9 protein-coding genes are annotated in these 19,060 nt (G+C 72.0%); 2 read left to right on the forward strand and 7 right to left on the reverse strand.

Features of this window, described 5'->3' with window-relative positions; translation table 11 throughout:
* Positions 1 to 38 precede the first annotated feature (38 nt).
* Together ACGFIQ_RS26625 and ACGFIQ_RS26630 are read right to left on the reverse strand one after the other, a co-directional pair.
* Entirely contained in the window at positions 39 to 695 is a 657-nt protein-coding gene (locus ACGFIQ_RS26625; protein WP_393248069.1) for a hypothetical protein, read from the reverse strand.
* Between the two features lie 176 nt (positions 696 to 871).
* Positions 872 to 1,786, reverse strand: a complete 915-nt coding sequence (locus ACGFIQ_RS26630; RefSeq protein ID WP_393248070.1) for a helix-turn-helix transcriptional regulator — start codon at positions 1,784 to 1,786, stop codon at positions 872 to 874.
* 171 nt (positions 1,787 to 1,957) lie between these two features.
* On the opposite strand from ACGFIQ_RS26630, the gene ACGFIQ_RS26635 reads away from it, so the two are divergent.
* Positions 1,958 to 2,818, forward strand: a complete 861-nt coding sequence (locus ACGFIQ_RS26635) for an SDR family NAD(P)-dependent oxidoreductase (RefSeq protein WP_393248072.1) — start codon at positions 1,958 to 1,960, stop codon at positions 2,816 to 2,818.
* A 372-nt stretch (positions 2,819 to 3,190) separates the two neighbouring features.
* Positions 3,191 to 3,394 carry a cold-shock protein gene (locus tag ACGFIQ_RS26640; protein ID WP_043326981.1) on the forward strand — a complete coding sequence of 68 codons (204 nt, stop codon included), beginning with the start codon at positions 3,191 to 3,193 and terminating at the stop codon, positions 3,392 to 3,394.
* A gap of 291 nt (positions 3,395 to 3,685) precedes the next feature.
* On the opposite strand, the gene ACGFIQ_RS26645 is transcribed toward ACGFIQ_RS26640, so the two are convergent.
* From ACGFIQ_RS26645 to ACGFIQ_RS26665, 5 genes are read right to left on the reverse strand one after another with little or no spacing between them, the layout of a single operon-like run.
* Positions 3,686 to 9,250, reverse strand: coding sequence for an amino acid adenylation domain-containing protein (locus tag ACGFIQ_RS26645; protein WP_393248075.1), 5,565 nt, complete (start codon positions 9,248 to 9,250; stop codon positions 3,686 to 3,688).
* Positions 9,247 to 12,363 (reverse strand): amino acid adenylation domain-containing protein, encoded by a 3,117-nt coding sequence (locus ACGFIQ_RS26650; RefSeq protein ID WP_393248077.1) that lies wholly within the window; start codon positions 12,361 to 12,363, stop codon positions 9,247 to 9,249. Before ACGFIQ_RS26650 ends, ACGFIQ_RS26645 begins: the two co-directional genes overlap by 4 nt.
* 55 nt (positions 12,364 to 12,418) lie before the next feature.
* Entirely contained in the window at positions 12,419 to 12,607 is a 189-nt protein-coding gene (locus tag ACGFIQ_RS26655; protein ID WP_393248079.1) for an MbtH family protein, read from the reverse strand.
* On the reverse strand, positions 12,607 to 13,560 hold the full coding sequence (locus ACGFIQ_RS26660; RefSeq protein ID WP_393248081.1) for a TauD/TfdA family dioxygenase: 954 nt from the start codon (positions 13,558 to 13,560) through the stop codon (positions 12,607 to 12,609). The genes ACGFIQ_RS26655 and ACGFIQ_RS26660 overlap by 1 nt, the downstream gene beginning before the upstream one ends.
* 22 nt (positions 13,561 to 13,582) lie before the next feature.
* Positions 13,583 to 19,054, reverse strand: a complete 5,472-nt coding sequence (locus tag ACGFIQ_RS26665) for an SDR family NAD(P)-dependent oxidoreductase (RefSeq protein ID WP_393248083.1) — start codon at positions 19,052 to 19,054, stop codon at positions 13,583 to 13,585.
* Positions 19,055 to 19,060 lie beyond the last annotated feature (6 nt).

A 19,060-nucleotide genomic window follows, 5' to 3' on the forward strand; every position in this document is an offset into this window, starting at 1 on the left:
GAGCCCAAGGATCACCCGGGTGTCTTCTGCCATCAGCATTACTCGGCTGCCTGACCCGGCGGCCGCTGCGGCGGCATCACCTGCGCCTGCGGCCGCTGCGGCGGCATCACCTGCGCCTGCGGCCGCGCCACCGCCTGGAGCTGCGGCGGCGGCACGAAGCCGGGCGGCCACGGGGTACCCCAGCGGGACGCGCAGATGGCTACGGTCGCCCACGGGACCCACGGCCCATGCAACATGATCGGCTCGGTCCGCTCGTAGTGCAGCGTCACGGAGTAGCCGAGCGGGTTCGGCTCGATCATGAGCAGGTGGCCGTGGTAGTACGAACTCCACTGCCCCGCCATCACCAGCAGGCGTTCGCTGGTGACGATGGCCGGGAAGCGTCCCATCAGGCGCCACTGCGGAGCGGCAGCCGCCTGCGCCTTGCGCCGGTTGTTCGCGTTGACCGCGGCCGACGCGGCCAGTGACGCCGCAGTGAAGAAGAGACCCCCGGCGGCGAACATGCTGCTCGAGTACTCGACGTCCGCTCCGCAGAAGATGGACATGTTGACTGGCAGCGTGCCGTACTGCACTTCCTGTGGCCGGCACGCGATCGTCGGCGGGGTCGCGAGCGGCTGTTGCCCCGCCTGCACGCGGGCGATCAGCAAGGTCATCGAGTGCCAACCCGCAGCGGCTTGCTCCGCCTCGGCCTGCTGCATCTGCTGATACCTGGACATGCCCATATCTGACGGACCGTTGCCACCTCACCGCCGCAGCCGCCGGACGTCTGGTCTCGCGGTGATCGGGCTCGCCGCTCAAGACATCTCGGCCGGGGCGTCCTGCCCCGATGCTGGGATCTGGCCGATCGTCAAGGGACGATCGACGCCCGTCGGAATCAGGCTGAGCCCGGAGACCTGATTGGGCTGTCCTCGATCTGGGCGGGAGCGGCCTTGGAGGCGCCGGTCGTTGGGGTGTACCGCTGCTGTGTCGCCCAGAGCGCGAGCAGGCGCAGGTTGTCGTGTGAGCTGCTGCCGGGATCCGTGGTGTAGATGAAGAGCGTCTGGTCGTCGTCGCCGGGTAGTGCCAGCGCCTCGTATCGGATGGTCATCGGTCCCACGGCGGGGTGGACCATGTGTTTGGTGCCGTGGGTCCGCTCGTGCACCCGGTGGTTGTGCCACCACGTACGGAACTGCGGGCTCTTGATGGTCAGCTCGCCGACGAGTTCGTTGAGCTGCGGGTCGTCGGGGTTCCGGCCGGCGTAGAGGCGCAGCGTGCCCACGACGTCAGCCGCCACGGTGGCCCATTCGGGGTAGACCTCGCGGGCGCCGGGGTCGAGGAGGACCCAGCGCGTGTAGTTGCGCTCGCGGGGTGGTAGTTGGGCCCAGTCGGTGAGGAGGGCGCGGGCCAGCAGGTTCGACGCGAGGATGTCGGTGCGGCGCCCGACGATGAAGGCCGGGTGGTCGACCATCGAGGCGATCATCTGGTGCATCGCCGGCCGGACCCGCTGGCCCGGCACCTGCCCGGTGCGGTGCCGGGCCGGCCGGGCCAGGTCGACAAGGTGTGCCCGGGCTGCCGCGTCGAGTTGGAAGACGCGGCCCAACGCGTCGATGACCGCCTCCGACGGACTGCTGTGGCGGCCCTGTTCGAGTCGGGTGTAGTAGTCGACGCTCACCCCGGCGAGCTGAGCCACCTCCTCCCGGCGCAGGCCGCGGACGCGTCGCCCCGGCAGCGGGAGGATTCCCGCTGCCTCCGGCGTCGTGTCAGCCCGGCATTTCCGCAGGAAGCCGGCCAGTTCTGTGCGTCGCACCATGTCGCCAATGATGCCGCGCGCGGCGGGCCGCGCCCAGGGGCTGGGTGGGCATGTCGTTCCCAGGTACGGCTGGGCCTGGCCAGAGGTGTTCGGCTCGCCCGCCCGGCGGCAGCATGAAATGCGTTTCCGGCAGGGCACAGCGCTGCCACTCCAGTCACAAGGAGAACACCGATGTCGTACCCCACCACCCGACCCGCCACCTGGTTCGTCACGGGCACCTCCCGGGGCCTCGGCCTGGAGTTGGTAAAGCAGCTCCTTGAGCGCGGTGACAACGTCTCGGCGACGACGAGGTCGGCTGAGCGTCTCGACGCGGCCCTGGGATCCGTGGACCGGGCCCGGCTGCTGCCACTTGAGCTGAACCTCGCGGACGAGCCGGCGGTCGCGGCGGCGATCCGCTCCACCACCGACCGTTTCGGCGCGATCGACGTGGTCGTGAACAACGCCGGCTACGGCTTCCTCGCCGCCATCGAGGAGGTCACGGACGCCGACGTCCGGCAGATGTTCGACGTGCAGGTCTTTGGGCTCTGGAACGTTCTTCGTGCGGTGCTGCCGTCCCTGCGCGCCCAGCGCAGCGGTCACATCATCAACATCTCCTCGGTCCTCGGTCTGACCTCCTTCCCGGGCTGGGGTCTCTACTGCGCCGGGAAGTACGCCCTGGAAGGGCTGACCGAGTCACTGGCCGCGGAAGTCGGCGATTTCGGCGTGCGGGTCAACCTCGTGGAGCCCGGCTACATGCGGACCGATTTTCTGCGTACGCACTCCCTTGGCCTGCCGCCGACCACCGTGTCCGGCTACGAGTCGATCCGGGAGATGACCGAGGCGCACCTGGCGATGCCGGGCACCCAGCTCGGTGACCCCGTCCGAGCCGCAACCGCCATCATCGAGGTGGCGGTCTCGGGTAAGGCTCCTCTGCACCAACTGCTCGGCTCGGACTCCTACTCACTGGTCAAGGCCCGGATCGATGCACTGACCTCCGACGTGGAGGCGGGCCGAAAGCTGGCGTACACGACGGACATCCCGCAGCACAGCTAAGGGCTCTCCGTTGCCTCCTGGCGTTGCCCGGCCTGGTCTCACTGTCCACGCCGGGCCCGCGAGCACGAGCCCGCCCCAGGGGTGGTCGCGACGGCGACGGCCTGGTCGACGTTCGCTTCACGGTTGTGGCCAGGGCGGCATCGATGAGGTGGGCAAGACCAGGTCCACTCACCTCCGTGGAATCGACGACAAATCATGTGCTACGGTAACCGAGTTGCAGTTTTGATTTCCGTAGACGTTTTCTAGCGCCTGATGGGGCATCTGAAACCCATCAGGCGCTTTTCGTTTGTCGTGTCGTTTCGACGCGGGTGATCAACGCGGCGGCGTAAGGGTCCGCACAGTGCGGTCTCTGACAGCCTGCAAGGAGCAGACATGACTACAGGTACCGTGAAGTGGTTCAACGCCGACAAGGGCTTCGGCTTCATCAGCCCGGACGACGGCGGCGCCGACGTCTTCGCCCATTTCTCTGCGATCTCGGCGAGCGGCTTCCGCAGCCTCGACGAGAATCAGAAGGTGGAGTTCGACGTCACCCAAGGTCAGAAGGGCCCGCAGGCGGAGAACATCCGCCCGCTCTGATCCAGAGTCTGCGAACGGCGGCCCGACTGATTCAGCGGGTCGCCGTTCGGCGTTTCATGCGCTCGCCACGGCATCTCGAAATCGTCCGATCGGCAGAAGTCCGGCCATCTCGGTGTAGCGAGTGGGTGACGCAAACGAGCGCCGCAGCACCGACACTGCCGCCAGCTCGGGCCCGGTTGGCGACGGCCGTCAGAGTTCACCGAGCACTCGTACCACGCCGCCGGTCGGCTGGTCCGGGCAATCGGCCAAGAAGGGGCCACCGCAGGCACCGCGGCGGCCCCTTCGCAGTCGTCACACGCCGACCGGCACCCGTTCCTCCTCGCGCTGCGCGGCCCGGGCCGCCAGCCGACGCTCCCGCTCCTGCGCACCGATCAGGTCGTCGGGCAGCGAATCCGCGACCTCAAGGTCGAAGCGGCGGAGCAGCCGGATCGCGAACCCGCCCAGGGTGATCAGGATCAGCGCCGCGCCGAAGCAGACGTACGCGAAGCCGATGCCCCGACCCGGACCGGTGCCGATCACCGCGCCCACCGACCCGGCCAGAGCCCCGTCCGGGGTGAGCAGCGGCTCGAACAGGCGGGTGGCCGCCGGGGCGATCAGCGCGAACCCGATGGGCAGCGTCGACCAGGAGATGGTCTGGTTGAGGCTGAACACCCGGCCGTGATAGCGCTGCGGCACCTTGACCTGGACGATCGTGGCGTAGATGGACTGTGCCGTGGTCATCGACATGGCCAGCCAGAACGCACCGACGCAGATCATCGCCACGGACGCGTCCAGGCCGACCAGGACGCAGCCGACCGCCGTGCCGAGGTTGCCGATCAGCACGCCGATCATGCGTCGGTTGCGGGGACCACCCCAGAGCGACATGAGTACGCCGCCGGCGACCGCGCCGAGAGCCTCGGCGAGGGCCACCTGGGCCACCTGCGTCGCGTTGCCGAAGGAGAGCACCAACGGGGTGGTGAGCACCAGCGCGGGCGCCAGGAAGATGTTGCCCAGCGCGAAGTAGCCCAGCATCAGCCGGAAGCCACGGTGCCGCCACGAGTAGCGCAGACCGTTGGCGACCGCCACCAGCAGTCGCTCCCGGGGTCGCCATCCGAGCAGGTCGGGGAAGCGGACCACGGACAGGGTCACCACCGCGATCACATAGCTGGCCACGTCGAGCAGCAGGATGCCCTTGAGGTCGATCGCGGCCAGCAGGCCGGCTGCGAAGACCGGCATCAGCAGCATGGCGAACCCGTTGGAGAGCTGGGTGATGCCCATCGCGTGGCCCAGGTAGCGTTTGGGCACCAACTGCGGCACCGCCGACTGGAACGCGATCCGTTGGAACGAGCCGGCCACCTGACTGAGCGCCACCAGGCCGTAGATGTGCCAGAGCGCCAGGTTGTCGGTCCAGAGCAGCGCGGCCAGCACGAGCTGGACCGAACCGGCACTGCAACTGGCGATCATCATGATCTTGCGGCGGCTGATCCGGTCGGTGATCGCCCCGGCGATGGGCAGCACCAGCACGCCGCAGATCAGCGCCAACGCCCAGAGCAGACCCAGGTCGGTCACCGAGCCGGTGCGGGTGAACAGCCAGATCGGCAGGGCGAACGCGGTCAGCGCCGAACCGGTGGTGGAGACGAGCTGCCCGACGGTGACCGACACGAAGCGGGCCATGCTGGGCCGGACCACCGGCTTGTCCGGGACGACGACGGCGTCGACGCCCCGGGTGCCGGCCACCGCCCAGCCGGCGTCCTCGCCCCGCGCCTGCGGGGTCAGCTCGCCGACGTCGCCGGCGATCAGCGCCGGGTGCACCTGGGTGACGATCTCGGCCAGTTCCTGCGCGCGGTACTTGAGGAAGAAGTGCCCGGCCTGGTCGAGCACCACCAGCCCGAGGCGGTCACTGAGGAACTGCCACTCGGCGTACCGCTCGATGTGGTAGTCGGTGACCGGGTCCTCCGAGCCGACCACCGAGATGATCGGGGCGCGCAGCTTCACCGCGCCCTGGTCGAGCAGGGCGGTGAAGTATTCCTCGGAAGCCCGGGAGTCGGCCCGCATGTTGCTGATGATCCGGTCCGCCTGCTCCGGCTCCAGTTCGTCGGTGTCCACACCCATCGACTTGAGCCAGCTCGCGTAGTGCTTGTTGCTGCGCAGCTTCTCCAGCCTGGTGCGCACTGCCGCGAACAGGCCCTTGGGCCGGGCGAACGGGAACATCGCACCGATGTAGAGCACGGTCAGCTCCCGCCCGGCGGCCTCCACCTTGCGGGCCACCTCGGCGACGATCGCGCTGCCCACGCCGCAGTGCCCGTACAGGGCGAGCGGGCCCTCGACACGCTCGATGATCTCCTCGGCGACCCGGGTGGTCAGCTCGTCGAAGGGCAGCGCGTCCTCGGTGAGCCCCACGTCGTGCCCGGGGATGGCCAGCGACCAGAGCGCGTGCCCGGCCGGCAGCGCGTCCGCGAGGGGTTGGTAGACGATCGCGCTGCCGCCGCCGTACGGCACGCAGACGTAAGTCATCACTCTTTGGGCCGGCGAGATCGGCTTGGTCAGCTCGTAGAGCAGCCGACGGGGCCCGTCGCCACCGCCACCGGACATGAACGTGGCCAGGTCGCGGATGGTCCGCTGCTGGAACAGGTCCATCACGCCGACCGGCCGCCCACCATGCTCGGCCTTGCGGATGCGGGCCACCACCTGGGTCGCGAGCATCGAGTGCCCACCCAGGTCGAAGAAGTCGTCGTCGATGCCGAGGGTGGCCACACCGAGCACCTCGGACCAGATCCCAGCGAGCAGCCGTTCGGTGTCGTCGCGCGGCTCCACGAGCGCCACCGAGGCGGCGCGGGTGACGACCGGCGCGGGCAGCGCCTTGCGGTCCAGCTTGCCGTTCGGGGTCAGCGGCAGGGCGTCCAGGGTGACGAACGCCGCCGGCACCATGTACTCCGGAAGGGTCTCCTTGAGCGCCACCTTGACCGCGTCGTGCTCGGCCGCGCCGACCAGGTACCCGGTGAGCCGCTTGTCGCCGGGGGTGTCCTCGCGGACCAGCACCACCGCCTCGGTCACCCCGGGCTGGGCGCGCAACGCGCTCTCGATCTCGCCCAGCTCGATGCGCAGGCCGCGCAGCTTGACCTGGTGATCGATCCGGCCGAGGAACTCGAGCACACCGCCGGGCCGGTCACCGGGCGCGACCTGCCAGCGGGCCAGGTCGCCGGTACGGTACAGCCGGGCACCCGGCTCGCCGGAGAACGGGTCGGGCACGAACCGCTCCGCGGTCAGCGCCGCCCGACGGTGGTAGCCGCGGGCCAACCCCACCCCCCCGATGTGCAGCTCACCCGCGACTCCCACCGGGCAGGGGTTGCCCCGGGCGTCCAGCACGTGCAGCCGCACGTTGCTGATGGGCGCACCGATCGGCACGCTGGCCACCTCGGCCAGCAGCGCCGGGTCACACGCCCAGGAGCTGACGTCGATCGCCGCCTCGGTCGGGCCGTACAGGTTGTGCAGGCCGCAGCCGGGCAGCCGGGCGGTGAAGTCCCGGGCGGCGGCGAGCGGCAACTCCTCACCGCTGCAGATCACCCGGCGCAGCGCCGTGGCCGCCTCGACGCCGTCCTCGGCGAGGAAGACGGTGAGCATGGACGGGACGAAGTGGGCGGTGGTGACCCGCTCGGACACCAGCAGGTCGCGCAGGTAGCCGGCGTCCTTGTGACCGCCCGGCTCGGCCAGCACCAGCCGCGCGCCCTCGCGCAGCGGCCAGAAGAACTCCCACACCGACACGTCGAAGCTGGCCGGGGTCTTCTGCAACACCGCGTCGTCGGCGCCGAGCCGGTAGGTGCGCTGCATCCAGTCCAGTCGGTTGACGATGCCCCGGTGGGTGTTCGGCACCCCCTTGGGCCGGCCGGTCGAGCCGGAGGTGTAGATGACGTACGCGAGGTGCGCCGGGCCGGCCGTCGGCGTCGGGTCACTCGTCGGCTGGTCGGCCCAGACCGCCTCGTCGTCCAGGGCGAGCACGGTGGCGTCGGTCGTCGGCAGCACGTCGCGCAGGTGTGCCTGCACCAGCACCACCGGCGCGGCGGCATCGGTGACCATGAAGGCCAGCCGGTCCGCCGGATACTCCGGGTCCAACGGCAGGTAGGCGCCGCCGGCCTTGAGCACGCCGAGCAGGCCCGCGACCAGCTCCACCGAGCGTTCCGCGCAGACACCGACCAGGGTCTCCGGGCCCACCCCGCAGGCGCGCAGCCGGTGCGCCACCCGGTTCGCCGCCGCGTTCAGTTCGGCGTACGTCACCGAACGGCCGGCGAAGCGCAGCGCCACCGCGTCCGGAGTACGAGCGGCCCGCTCCTCGATCGGGGCGTGCAGCGTCTGCTGCCGGGGGAAATCGTGGTCGGTGTCGTTCCACCCGGCCAACAGCTCCCGCTCGGCGGGTGCGAGCAGATCGAGCGCGGAGACCGGCAGATCCGGGGTGGCGACCACGGCGCGCAGCAGCGTGGTGAGCCGGTGCGCCATCCGCTCGATGGTGGCCCGGGTGAACAGGTCGGTGTTGAAGACCAGCTTGCCCCAGATCCCGTTGCCGGTCTCGACGGCGTGCAGCTCGAAGTCGAAGCGGGTGGCGCGCAGCTCCATCGGATGCCACTCGAAGCCGACGTCGGCGTCCTCGGCCACCCCTTCGAACCGGCCCATCTCGTAGTTCTGCAGCACGAACATCGCCTGGAACACCGGTGAGCGGCTGACGTCACGCGGCAGACCCAGCTCGTGCACGACCCGGGCGAACGGCACCTCGCCGTGCTCCAGCCCGTCCAGCACCGCGCGGCGGGTCCGATCCAGCAGCTCGGTGAAGGTCGGGTCGCCGGCCAGCTCGGCACGCATCGGCAGCATGTTGATGAACATGCCGACCAGGTTCTCCAGCTCCGGAGCGGACCGGCCGGCCACCGACGCGCCCACCGCGAAGTCGTCCTGTCCGGCGTGGCGGGCCAGGAACACCTGGTACGCGGCGAGCAGCGTCATGAACATCGTGCCGCCGTAGGCACGGGTCAGCGCGGCCAGCCCCTCGGTGGCGGCGGCGTCCAGGGTGAACTCGACGAAGTCACCCCGGTACGTCTGGGTGGCCGGCCGCGGCAGGTCCAGCGGCAGCTCCAGCGGGGTGATCCCGGCGAGGCGCTCCTTCCACCAGTCCACGTGCCGCAGCGCGCCCGGCCCGGCCAACTCCCGTGCCTCCCAGACCGCGAAGTCTCCGTACTGCACCGGCAGGGCGGGCAGCTCCCGGTCGCGGTAGCGGGCGATCAGGTCACGCAGCAGCACGTCCACGGACCAGCCGTCACCGACGATGTGGTGCTGGCCGAGGAAGAGCACGTGCTCGTCGACGTTCATCCGGTCCGGAGTGCCGTCTTGCGGCGCGGAGGCCGGATTATCGTCGCAGGCGGCCAGCCGGATCAGCAGAGCCCGCAGCAGCGGCCCGTTGGCCAGGTCGAACGGCTCGACGGCTGCCTCGTCGACAAGCGCCTGGGCGGCGGTGTCGTCGGCGGCGTCCACCACGGTCAGCGGCACCTCGACGACCTCGTCGAGCACCACCGTGGGCCGGCCGTCCGAGTCGGCCGGGAACCGGGTGCGCAGCGACTCGTGCCGATGGGTCAGGTCGGCCAGCGCGCGGCGCAGCGCCGCGACGTCCAGCGGGCCACGGACTCGCAAGGGCACCGCGATGTGGTACGCCGCCTCGCCGGGAGCGAGCTGGTCCATGAACCAGACCCGCTCCTGGGCGTACGACAGCGGCACCTCGGCGTCCGGCGGGCGGGGAGTGATCCGCGCGGCGGGCGGGCTGCCTGACCGGCGGCGCAACCGCTGGGCGATCAGCGCCTGCCGGGCGGCGTCGCGGGCCGAGTCCTTCACGTCGGTCATAAGCGGGTGTCCTTCTCCGCCGCGAGCAGTGCGGCGACCTCGGTTTCGGAGAGTTCGTCGAGCTCGGCGGCGATCCGCTGCTCGATCTGGGCGGCCAGGTCGGCCACCACCGGGGTGCTGAACAGCGCCCGCATCGGCAGCTCCACGTCCACCTCGGCGCGGATCCGGGCCATCGCCCGCATGCCGCGCAGCGAGTTGCCGCCGAGGACGAAGAAGTCGTCGAGCGCGCCGACCTTCTCCAGTCGCAGGATCTCGGCGTAGACCTCGGCGACCAGCACCTCGGCGTCGGTACGCGGGGCGAGGAAGCCGTCGGCGGTGGCGGCGGTCGGTGCCGGCAGCGCGGCGGTGTCCAGCTTGCCGTTCGGCGTCAGCGGCAGCGCGTCCAACCAGACGAACGCGCTCGGCACCAGGTGCGCGGGCAGCTCCCGGGCCAGGTCTGCGGCGAGCGTCGCCTCGTCGACCCGGCCGACCAGGTAGCCGACCAGGGTCGGCTCGCCGTTGTCGGCGCGGACCACCACCGCGGCCTCGGCCACGTCCGCGCGGGCGCGCAGCACCGACTCGATCTCGCCCAGCTCGATCCGCATCCCCCGGATCTTGACCTGGTTGTCCCGGCGGCCCAGGTATTCCAGTGCCCCGTCGGCCCGCCAGCGGGCGAGGTCCCCGGTGCGGTACATCCGCTCCCCCGGCGGCCCGTACGGGCAGGGCAGGAAGCGCTCGGCCGTCAGCGCCGGCCGGCCCAGGTAGCCCCGGGCCAGTTGCGCCCCGGCGATGAACAGCTCACCGACCACACCCGGCGGCACCGGGTTCAGCGCGGCGTCGAGCAGGTGGACCCGGGTTTCCCAGGTGGACCGGCCGATCGGCACCGGCCCGGCGGAGACCGGCTGCTCGGGAGCGATCCGGGCCGCGATACAGCCGACTGTCGCCTCGGTCGGGCCGTACTCGTTGATCACCGCCACCCGGGGGTGGGTGGCCCGCCAGCCAGCCAGTTGTTCGCCGGTCAGCGCCTCCCCGCCGATCACCAGATCGGTGGTGGGCGACAGGGCGTCGTCGAGCAGCGGCAGGTGGCTGGGGGTGACCTTCAGGAAGGTCGGCGGACCACCGGCCCGCGCCGCCGGGGTGTCGATGCCGGCGAGCCGGACCGTGCCCCCGGCGGTGAGAGGGCCGAGCAGCCCGGTCACGGTCAGGTCGAACGAGACCGGCGAGTGCAGCAGCGCGACACCGGCCAGCCCCGGGTAGGTGTCCCGGGCCCAGGCCAGGTACGCGGTGACCGCGCGGTGCTCGACCAGCACGCCCTTGGGCCGCCCGGTGGAGCCGGAGGTGTAGAGCAGGTACGCCGGGTGCTCCGCACGCAACGGCGTACGGCGGTCGTCGTCGGTGAGGTCGGCGGAGTCCAGGTCGGCGGCGGTCGTGTCGGTCAACACCAGTGCGTCGGCGGGGGCCAGCGCGGCCGTCTCCGAGGTGGCCAGCACGAGCGTCGGCTCGGCGTCGGTCAGCAGGTAGCTGATCCGGTTCGCCGGATAGCCGGTGTCCACCGGCAGGTACGCGGCACCGGCCTTCAGCACCGCGAGGATGGCCACCAGCAACTCCACCGAGCGGGGCAGCAGCAGCGCGACCCGGGTCTCCGGGCCGGCACCGCGCTCGACCAGCAGCCGGGCCAGTTGGTTGGCCCGAGCGCTCAGCTCGGCGTAGCTCAGCTCCTCCCCGTCGCAGACCAGCGCGATCGCGGCGGGGGTGGCGACGACCTGCCGCTCCACCTCGGCCACCAGGGTGACCGGGGCGACCGCGTGCCCGGTGTCGGTCCAGGCGCGCAGCAGGTCACGTTCGGCGTCGTCGAGCAGCGGCAGCGCCGACAGCCGCGTCCCCGGGTCGGTCACGGCGGCGGTGAGCAGCCGCAGGTAGCGGGCGACGACCGCCTCCGCGGTGGCCCGGTCGAACAGGTCGGTGCGGTAGACCAGCCGGCTGGTGCCGCCGGTGATGTCGAAGGCCAGGTCGTCCTTGGTGGTGCCCAGCGGCACCGGGTCCAGGCCGGAGTCCGGGATCAGGTTCAGCGCGGTCTGGAACACCGGCTGCACCGACGGGTCGCGCTGCGGGGTGACCGCCTCGACGATCCGCTGGAACGGGGTCTGCCCGTGCTCCATCGCGTCCACCAGGCCGGTCCGGACGCGGCCGAGCACCTCGGTGACGCTCGGGTCGCCGGTGAGGTCGCACCGCAGCGCCACCGGGTTGACGAACATGCCGATCAGCGGCGTCAGCTCGGCGGTGTCGCGGCCGGCGGTGGAGACGCCCACCACCACCTCGGGGTCACCGGAGATCCGGGAGAGCAGCGCCGCGAAGGCGGCCAGCAGCACCATGTACGGGGTGGTCGACGTGCCGGCGGCGAGCCGCCCGACCTGGTCCAGCAGCCCGTCGGGGAGGTCGAAGCGCACCTCGTCACCGGCGAAGCCGAGCTGGGCTGGGCGCGGCCGGTCAAGCGGCAGGCCGGTCACCGCCGGCGCACCGGCCAGGTGACCGCGCCAGAAGGCGAGCTGCCGCTCCAACTCGGTGTCGGTGAGCTGGTCGCGCTGCCAGACGGCGAAGTCGGCGTACTGGATGGGCAGCTCGGGCACGTCGGCGGGTGCGCCGGTCAGCGCGGCCCGGGTGAACGCGGTCAGCTCGGCGTCGAAGAGCACCGCCGAGTGGCTGTCGAAGACCGCGTGGTGCACCACGAACTGCAACCCGACCCGGTCGGCGGCGAACCGGACCAGCCGGGCCCGCCACGGCGGCGGGGTGTCCAGCGGGATCGGGCTACGCGCCAGTTCGGCGAGGGTCTCGTCGTAGCGGGTCTTCCGCTCGTCGGCGGGCAGACCGGTCAGGTCCAACTCCGGCAGTTCCAACGGCTCGACGGCCCGGACCACCTGCACCAGCGCGCCGTCGACGATCCGCAGGTGCGTACGGAGCGACTCGTGCCGGGCGACCACCTGGCCGAACACCTCGGTGGCCTGTGCGGCGGTGACGCCGACCGGGAACCGCCACGGCGCGGAGACGTTGTAGACCGGCGACCCGGGGTCGAGCTGGTTGGCCGTCCACACCCGCTCCTGGGCGAAGGACGCCGGGAAGGTCCACTCCTTGCTCATCGTTGCCGCCTTCCGTTCGCGACTGCGGGGCTCCGCTGCGCTGCACTCCTCGCGCTCACAAGGCACCCTCGCGTACCGAGCGGGGGCGCATGTCGGTCCAGACGGTGTCGACGTGCGCCAGGCACTCCTCGCGGGTGCCGGCGAAGCCGGTGTCGTGCCATCCCGCCGGTAGGTCCCGCTCGGCCGACCAGATCGAGTACTGCTCCTCGTCGTTGCGCACGACCAGGAATCGGGGCTCGGCCATCACTGCTCTCCGTTGGTGTCAGGGGTGTGCGCTTCGGCCATCGCGACGGCGATCTTGCGGGGGCCGGTGAACGGTTCCCGGCCGTGCGCGGCGGTCATGTTGTCGACCACCAGCACGTCGTCGCGGTGGTAGTCGAAGCGGACGCTCGCGGCCCGGTAGGCGGCCCGCAGGTGGCCCAGGACGTCGGCGGGGATCTCGCCACCGTCGCCGTAGTAGGTGTTCGACGGCAGCCCGTCGGCGCCGAACATGTCCAGCAGGCCCTCCTGGAGGTCCTTCGCCAGGCTGCTCACGTGGAAGAAGGTGGCGTGGTTGAACCAGCGGGGAACGTCCGAGCCGGGGCGGAGGTGCACGGCGTCACGCACCGCACGGGTACGCAGCCCGTCCCGGCCCACCCACTCCAGCGTGATCCGGTTGGCCGCCGCGTACGCCTGCACCTCGGCACGATCGTCGGTGCCGAACACGTGCTGCCAGGAGGCGCCGAAATCTTCGTGGAAGTTCCGGATCAGCATCCAGCGCCGGCGTACGAACTCCTCGCGTACCGCCGGGTCGATCTCCCGGTAGACCTGACGGATGTCGGCCAACGGGGTGGCGCCCAGCGTCTGCGGCGCGGTGATGCAGTAGAAGAACAGGGTCAACGGCCACCGCGCCTGGTACGAGTTCTCGTTGTGCAGAAAGATCTCCTCGTCCGGTGGGTAGTCGGTCGAGGTGTACACCCGGCCCTTGATGGCGTGCCGGGGCGAGGACCGCTCGGTGTAGGTCAATGGTTCCCCGGACAACGCCCGGACCACCTGGTCGAAGCCGTCCACCCCGCCCACGTCGAAGCCGCGGAACAGCAGCCCACCCTGGTCGGCCAGGGTGGCCCGCAGCTCGGCGCGGCGATCGGTGATCAGCTCGGTCAGCGCCCGGCCATCGGCTTCGACGACCACGGGCAGCGTGGCGATCGTGTCGCTCATTGCTCTCTACTCCTGATTCTCGTTACGCGCGGGGCAGTCGCGGGATGGCGGAGGTCGGCGCCGGGGCGGCCGGATCGTCGGTGTTGGCGGCACGCAGCTCCTCGATCCGGGCGGCGAGCCCGGCCACCGTGGGGGTCTCGAAGAGGCTGCGCATCGGCAGTCGCACGCCGGTCGCCTTGCGCATCGCCGCGATGAGCTGCACCGCGACCAGGGAGTTGCCGCCCAGGGCGAAGAAGTCGTCGTCGACGCCGACATCGGCCACCCCGAGCCAGTCCTCCCACACCCGGGCGATGATCTTTTCCAGCTCGGTGCCCGGTGCGGCGCCGCCGTCCCCGAGGCCAGACCGGGTCGAGCCGGTGACCGTGTCGTCGCCAGCGAGGTCGTCGGCGGTGACCCGACCGGCCCGATGCCGGATGTCGGCCACCGTCCGGGTGGCGATGACGACCTGGGCGCCGAGACCGGCGGTGAGGCTGCGGCGGAACGCCTCCGCACCGTCCACCGGCCGGATGTCCTCGGTCGAGGCCAACGACGGGGCATCGACCGTGGACGTCTCGGTCAGGCCACCGGTGACCGCACCCTGGTCGACCCGGCGCAGCACGAAGTCGCTGATCGCGACCAGTTCCCGGCCGTCCGGGTCGCGCAGTGACAGGTCGGCGGCGACAACCTCGTCGGTGTGACCGGGCCGGTGTCGCAGCTCGCTGGTGAACCGGGCCGGCAGCGGCCCGCGCACCACGATCCGGCCGTAGGACAGCGGCAGGTAGGCGCCGCTGCCCTGGCCCCGGCCGAACGCGGTCGCCACGTCCAGCAGCGCGGGATGCAGGCCCCAGGCGGGCAGGTCACCGAGCGCAGCGGCAGGGGCCTCGATCACCGCCAGCTCGGTGTCGTCGGCCAGATGGTGCTCGTGCAAGGCTGCCCAGCGCGGCCCGAAGGTGAGCATGCTGGTGCGGCCCCGGCCGAAGGACGCGTCGTCGTCCACCCGCCGACCGGTAGGTTCGACGCGGTGGGCCGGCGGGGTGGGCTCGTCGGTCCAGCCGGCTCCACCCCGCACGTGGGTGCGCAGGAGACCGCTGGCCAGGCTCCGGACGGCGAAGTCGGTGCCGCCGTCGTCGGCCGGCGTCAGCTCCACCCGGTACTGGGCGATGGTGCCGTCGGGCACCGCGAACGGCTCCAGGAAGACCACGTCGCGCAGCTCCACTGCCGCGTCCCCGTCGGGCGCGGGCATCGCGGCGGCCACCGCGGCCCGCACCGACTCCAGGTGGGCGGTGCCCGGTACGACCGGTACGCCGGCGATCCGGTGCTCGTCGAGCAGCCAGTGGGTGCTGGCGGAGACCAGGCCGTGCAGCACGGTCTCCGTCGGCCCGCTGACCTTCGTGGTGAGCACCGGGTGGTCGACGGTGCTGGTCACCGTGTCACGGCCGGCAGCCCGGAACCCGGCCGGCGCGGCGGTCTCCACCGCCATACCCACCTCGGCCCAGCCGCCCCAGTTCTGCGACAGCACCGGAGCCCGCCAACCGGCACCCGAGCGGGCGTGCGCGTCCAGGAACGCGTTGGCGGCGCAGTAGTCGACCTGCCCGAAGCCGCCGACCACCGCGGTGATGGACGAGCAGAGCACCACGAAGTCCAGTGGCAGGTCGCCAAAAACCTGGGCCAGGGCGAGCGTGCCGGCGAGCTTGGGAGCGAGCACCCGCTCGGCCTCGGCCCGCTCCTTGACCTCGACCATTCCACCGCCAGGCAGACCGGCCGCGTGCACGATGCCGTCGACGCCGCCGTACGCGGCCTGCGCGGCGTCGCGGACCCGGCGCAGGTCGGCGGGGTCGGTGACGTCGGCGGCGAGCACCAGCACCTCGGCGCCGGCGGCTTCCATCCGGCGGATCGCCGCGATGGCCCGACCGGCCCGGTCGTCGCCGTGCACGGCGAGGTGGTCGTCCCACCGCTCACGCTCCGGAAGCCCGGAGCGGGCCAGCAGCACCAGCTTGGCGCGGGCGCGGGTGGCGAAGTCCTCGGCCAGGGTGATGCCGATCCCGCCGAGCCCACCGGTGATCAGGTACCGGCCGCCGTCGCGCAGCGCGCCCGGCTCCCCCTCGACGTCGAGCGTCACCTGCTCGACGTCGGCCACCCAACGCCGGCCCCCACGTAGGGCGACCTCAGGCTCCCGAGGACGGCGCAGCTCGGCGACCAGCGCGGTGACGTCGTCGTCGGCCGGGTCCGCGTCGACCAGCCGGACGGCCAACCCGGGTAGTTCGGCCGGGAGCACCCGGGCCAGCCCGGCGAGGGTGGCGTGCTCCGGGCGGCGCAGGTCGTCGCCGCGCACATCGCCGGTGCCGGCGGTGACCAGATCCAGGACGACGTCGCCGTCCTCGCCGGTCAAGCCGGCGCCGGCCAGCGCCTGCACCAGGTGCAGGGCGCTGAAGAAGCCCAGCTCCTGGGCCGCCCAGGTGGCCGCGATGTCGGTGCCGGTCGGCGCACCGTCCAGCGTGAGGGCGTGCACCAGCCGGGTCGGCAGTCCACCGTCGGCGGTGAGCGCGGCGACCAGCGCCTCATGATCCGAGCGCACCCCGGGGCGCAGCCGGTAGCCGCCGTCGGCGGTGAAGGCGTCGCCGGGGCGTACCGGAACCGGGTCGGCACCGGCGGCCCGCAGGCCGGCGACCAGGGCGTCGCCGCGCGCGCCCGCGGTCAGCACCAGGCAGCGGCCCAACGACCCGGTCGGCGGCAGCGGCGCGGCCTGCCGCCAGACCGGCACCGCGAACCACTCGGGCAGCGGTCGCGGCCCGGTCTCCACCGGAGCGGCGGCGACCTGCTGCTCCGGGTCCGGGTCGATCCAGTAGCGGCGGCGCTCGAACGGGTAGCTGGGCAGCGGCACCCGCCGCGCCGCCGGGTCCACGTCGAACCGTACGGGCAGCCCGGCGCACCAGAGCGCGCCGGCGGTGCCGAGCAGAGCGGCCAGGTCGCCGGTGGTCTCCCCGGCGGCGGGCAGGCTGCCCAGCGGGATGAGCGGTCGCTGCTCCGGCGCTGCCCTGGCGACCTGCATCCGGGCCAGGCTGGCCAGTTGCCGGCCGGGACCGCACTCGACCAACTGCCAGGTGCCCGCCGCCAGCAGGGTGGCCACACAGTCGCCGAAGCGGACCGGCTGGCGCAGGTGCGCCGCCCAGTACGCCGGGTCGGTGGCCTGCTCGGCGGTGATCCAGGTGCCTGTCACGTTGGAGAGGAACGGCGCGGTCGGCGGGCGCAGCGACACCGTGCCCATCAGCGCGGTGAACTCGGCGAGAATCGGCTCCATCATCGGCGAGTGGAACGCGTGCGAGGTGCGCAGCATCTTGGACTTTGCCGTCAGCGTCGCCGCGAACGCCTCGACGGCGGCGGTCTCGCCGGCCACCACGCAGGTCCCCGGCCCGTTGACCGTGGCCACCGACAGCCCTTCGGGCAGCACGTCGGCGACCGCCGACTCGTCCAGCGAGACGGCGAGCATCGACCCGGTGGGCAGCGACTGCATCAGCCGGCCCCGGGCGGCGACCACCCGCAGGGCGTCCGGCAGGCTCAGCACCCCGGCAACGGTGGCCGCGACGTACTCACCGATCGAGTGGCCGATCATCGCGGCCGGGCGTACGCCGGTGGCCTGCCAGAGCGCGGCCAGGGCGTACTCGACGGTGAACAGCGCCGGCTGGGTGTAGCGGGTCTCGGTGAGCTTCTCCCCCGCCATCGGATCCCGACCGAGGAGCAGGTCACGCAGGTCGATGCCCAGGTCGGGAAGGAGCAGTTCGGCGCACTCGTCGACGACGGCAGCGAAGCGGGGCTGCTCGGCGTGGAGCTGCGCGCCCATCCCCGCGTACTGGGAACCCTGACCGGAGAACAGGAGAGCGACTTTCGGGGCTGGACGCCCGGTCGATGGTTGCGCTCCGCGTTTCGGGGCGCGCAGGGCCGTGACGGCGCTGGGGAGATCCGCCGCGACCACCGCGCGGCGGTGCGGGTGCGGGCGGCGGCCGGCACGCAGGGTGTGCGCGACGTCGGCGAGGTACGCGGGCCCGGCGTCCGCGGCACCGTCCAGGTGGGCGGCGAGGCGCTGCACCGCGGCGTCCAGGGCCCCGGGGGTGGCCGCGCTGACCTGGAGCAGATGCGCCGGGCGCACCCGGCGGTCGGCGCGGTACGCCGCCGGCGCCTCCTCGAGCACGACGTGCGCGTTGGTGCCGCCGATGCCGAACGAGCTGACCCCGGCCCGGCGCGGCCCGCCGTCGGTGTCCCACTTGGTGAGGGTGTTCGCCACGTAGAACGGGGTGTCGGCGAACTCGACCGCCGGGTTCGGCGTCTCGTAGTTGATCGTCGGTGGGATCAGCCCGTGCTCCATGGCGAGCACCGTCTTGATCACGCTGACGATGCCCGAGGGTTGGCTGAGGTGGCCGATGTTGGACTTCACCGACCCGATGCCGCACCAGCCCCGCTCGTCGGTGTCCCGGCTGTAGACGGCGGAGAGCGCGGCGACCTCGATCGGGTCGCCCATCGCGGTGCCGGTGCCGTGCGCCTCGACGTAGCTGATGGTGCGCGGGTCGATGTCGGCCATGTCGACGGCCTGGGCGATCGCGGCCACCTGCCCGTCGACGCTGGGCGCCGTGAAGCCCACCTTGCCGGCGCCGTCGTTGTTGATGGCGTTGCCCCGAACCACGGCACGGATGTGGTCCCCGTCGGCGATCGCGTCGGAGAGCCGCTTGAGCAGCGTCACCCCGACGCCGCTGCCCCACACGGTGCCGTTGGCGGCGGCGTCGAACGGGCGGCACCGGCCATCGGGCGAGGTGAAGCCCTCCATGCCGAGGTAGCCGACGTGCGGCAGCTCGATGTTGACACCGCCGGCCAGCGCCATGTCGCACTCACCGTTGCGCAGTGACTCGCAGGCCAGGTGGAACGCGACAAGCGAGGTGGAGCAGGCGGTGTGCACGGTCAGGCTCGGCCCGCGCAGGTCCAGCCGGTACGACACGTTGGTGGCCACGTAGTTCGGCGAGTTGCCGGTGGCGATGGAGACCGCGGCGTGTGGGTTGCCGCCGACCCGCTGGTTACGCAGCACGTGGCGGTGCAGGTAGGTGTTGCCGCCGGTGCCCGCGTACACGCCGATCGCGCCGTCGTAGCGGGCCGGGTCGTAGCCGGCGTCCTCCAGCGCGGTGTGGCAGGACTCCAGGAACAGGCGGTGCTGCGGGTCGGTCAGCTCCGCCTCCCGGGCGGTCATCCCGAACAGCGTGGCGTCGAACTCGTCGTAGCCGTCGACCAGCGGGGCGCGGTTGACCCAGCCCGGGTCGTCGACCTGCGTGGGTGTCGCGCCCCGGGCGAGCTGCTCCTCCCGGGTCAGCTCGGTGGTGGACTCCACGCCGTCGACCAGGTTGCGCCAGAACTCGTGGACGTCGGCGGCGCCGGGCAGGCGCGCCGCCAGGCCGACGATCGCGATCGGTTCGATGCCGTGGTCAGGTGACTCGGTGACGTCGTCGGACCGGTCGGCTGCGGTCGGGTTGCTCATCAGGCT

The sequence above is a fragment of the Micromonospora sp. NPDC048898 genome, assembly GCF_043198035.1.
In the GTDB taxonomy this organism is placed as follows: Bacteria; Actinomycetota; Actinomycetes; order Mycobacteriales; family Micromonosporaceae; genus Micromonospora.